The sequence below is a fragment of the Pseudomonas sp. SIMBA_068 genome (genome assembly GCF_046534705.1).
GTDB lineage: Bacteria > Pseudomonadota > Gammaproteobacteria > Pseudomonadales > Pseudomonadaceae > Aquipseudomonas > Aquipseudomonas putida.
Genome location: NZ_JAWRYI010001920.1, coordinates 1 through 228 on the forward strand (window position 1 = coordinate 1; position 228 = coordinate 228).

The 228-nt window shown below is 57.0% G+C and carries 1 protein-coding gene; it reads right to left on the reverse strand.

Annotation, left to right across the window (positions count from 1 at the left end):
• Positions 1–228, reverse strand: a 228-nt coding sequence (locus SB756_RS36480) for a hypothetical protein (RefSeq protein WP_410914136.1), incomplete at both ends; no start/stop codon positions are given.

Here is a 228-nt window from a genome sequence, read left to right on the forward strand (position 1 = left end):
GCGACGCTGTGGCCCCCATTCCAGCCACAGCAGTAACAGGAGCAAAGCGATGAATGTCGCCACCAGCCCCATTGTCAGGCTGTTGATGAGCGCTTCACTATTGATCGTCGACTGATCCGCGAGGATCGCCAGCAGAACCACACACAGCACACCGGTTAAGGGTAAAAAAATCGCCAGCGTATTGCCCGGCAATAAAGGCGTGGCAGGCTTGCGAACGCCATCTACGCG